Here is a 2,461-nt window from a genome sequence, read left to right as displayed (position 1 = left end):
GGACTCGGAGGCGACATCGACGACCAGGCGCCAGACGTCGCTGCCGGGCAGCTTGGACAGCGTGGTGACATCGGCCTTTCCGCCGTTGATCGTCAGCACCGGTTTCACCTCTGCGTCGTCCTCGGGCAGGCGGCCCAGCATCCCGCCCTTGAAGTCGACGACGAACTTGCGCGAGTCGGGCGGGTTTTCAAGCCCCGCCGGGCCGCCGATGCCGCCGCGGGTGGCCCAGACGACGGCGCGGTCGTCGGCATAGTCCGGTTCCAGCCGACCCCAGTGCATCCGGTAGGCAAATTCGTGCGCATCGCCGGCCTTGATCGGCGTATCGGGAACCCAGAAGGCGCCGATGTTGTCGTGAACCTCGACCGCGGTCGGCAGTTCGAAAAGCCGGATCTTGCCCGACCCCCAGTCGCCGACCGGCTCGATGTCGACCGAGGGGCGCAGGTCATAGCGCGCGCCGGCGTCCTGGTAGTCGTCGAAGTCGCGGCCGCGCTGGTGAAGGCCGAACCGGCGCGGCGCGGTCTCGGCGAAGTAGGAGGACGAGAGCGCCTGCGGGTTGTCGAGCGCGCGCCAGATCACATCGCCGTCCGCACGCACGATCCTCAGCCCGTTGCTGTCGTGCACCCGGGGGCGGTAGTCGTCATAGTCGCCGCGGTTGATGTCGGCGAAAAGGAACATCGAGGTCAGCGGCGCCACGCCCAGTTGCTCGATGTCGCTGCGGAAGAAGAGCCGCGCGGTGACGTCGACCGTGGTCTCCACCCCGGGGGTGATGACAAAGCGGTAGGCGCCGGTCACGCTGGCACTGTCGAGCGCGGCGTAGACGGTCATCGTGTCGGCCCAGGCCGCAGGCTTCTCGATCCAGAAGCCGCTGAAACGGGGGAACTCCTCGGCCTTGGGCAGGCCGCTGTCGATCGCCAGGCCGCGGGCCGACAGCCCGTAGGCGTTGCCAAGGCCGAGCGCGCGGAAATAGCTCGCCCCGATGAACGAGATCACCTCGTCCATCTTGTCGCCCCGGTTCATCGGATGGGTCAGCTTGAACCCCGCCACCCCGGGAAGCGCGGTGCCCGGCGGAACCATGCCCTTCAGTCGGTGGCGGTATTCGAAATCGTCGGTGGTGAAGGTCATCCCGGCGGCCATGCCGTCGACCACCTCGAACAGATGCACCGGTTCCTTGAACAGCCAGCCAAGGTGGAAGGGCATCATCCGCCAGGTGATGTCGGGCGCATTCCATCGCGCCCGGGCCGGCCGGTAGGCGATGAAATTGTAGTCGTCATAGGTCATCTCGGCGAAGACCTGCGGAATTGCCTCGGCCTCGGGTGCTGGGCTTGCGGCGCGGGCCCGGGCCTCTTCGGTCAGAAGATCGAAGCTGAACGGCGTGGCGCCCGTCTCCTGGGCGAAGGCGCGGATTGCGGGCATCAGCGCAGGCAGGCAGACGGAGGCTGCCGCAGCAGCCAGAAACCGGCGCCGCGTGGGCGACGCGCTTGGGATCGCAGGGGGGATCATTTGACTTTGTTTACAACCGGCTAGCCGCGGGCCGACTCACTCCAGGGGCCTCGTGTGCGCATTCACATGGCATCTGGGGATTTCGCAAGGGGTTTGAAGATGCTGCGAGTGCAAAATCGGCTTTCCGGCGAAGCGGGGCGGGATTCCTTGCCGATTCCGGCCGTGCCTGGTCGGCGGGTTTCTGCTGGCTGATGAAAAAACGGGCATCCCGGCTCGGCGACGGGCGGCTGCGGGGCCGATGCCGGCGCGCTGGCTCCCGCCGGCCGGCCTGCCGGCTTGGGCGGGCGGCTGCGGCAAACTCGTCCGCGCGGCGCATCAAGGCTGGCGGCTCGGGGCCTTCTGTGGCAGTGACGGCGAAACGAGGTGGCTTGAATGGCACAGTTGACGCCTGAACACGAGGCGATCGCACGGAAGTCGCTGCTTCTCGCGGGGACCGGCGACGAGGTCGCCGCAAAGGTGCTGGCCTGGGCGCGGGTGCGCAGCTTCGACCGCGGCGCGACGATCTTCCTGCAGGGCGAGCGGGCCACCGCGATCTACATCGTCGTCAGCGGTTGGGTGAAGCTCTACCGCGTCGCGCCGAGCGGGGCCGAGGCGGTCGTCGGTGTCTTCACCCGCGGGCACAGCTTCGGCGAGGCCGTGGCCTTCCGCCACGACGTCTATCCGGTGGCCGCCGAGGCCGCGACCGATTGCGAGCTGATCCGGATCGAGGCCGACGCCGTGCTGCGGCTGATCGAGAGCAATCCCCAGATCGCCGTCTCGATCCTGACCGCAACCTTCGCGCATCTGCACAGCCTCGTGGCGCAGGTGGAGCAGTTGAAGGCGCAGACCGGGGCGCAGCGGGTGGCGGAGTTCCTGCTGGAGCTTGCGCGCTGCGACGAGGGGCGATGCGAGGTGACGCTGCCCTACGACAAGGTGCTAATCGCCGGCCGCCTGGGCATGAAGCCCGAAAGCCTGAGCCGGG

Annotated in this window: 2 protein-coding genes; one reads left to right on the top strand and one right to left on the bottom strand. The window is 68.2% G+C overall.

Annotation, left to right across the window (positions count from 1 at the left end):
- The coding region (locus tag ACE3P6_RS02860; RefSeq protein WP_374391452.1) for a glucan biosynthesis protein at positions 1–1,413 on the bottom strand (1,413 nt) is incomplete at its 3' end.
- A 459-nt stretch (positions 1,414–1,872) separates the two neighbouring features.
- Between ACE3P6_RS02860 and ACE3P6_RS02855 the strand changes: the two genes are divergently transcribed.
- The coding region (locus tag ACE3P6_RS02855; protein ID WP_374391450.1) for a Crp/Fnr family transcriptional regulator at positions 1,873–2,461 on the top strand (589 nt) is incomplete at its 3' end.

The organism is Tabrizicola sp. (assembly GCF_041911175.1).
In the GTDB taxonomy this organism is placed as follows: Bacteria; Pseudomonadota; Alphaproteobacteria; order Rhodobacterales; family Rhodobacteraceae; genus Tabrizicola.
Note: the sequence above shows the minus strand (reverse complement) of the source record. Positions and strands in the feature narration are given on the sequence as shown.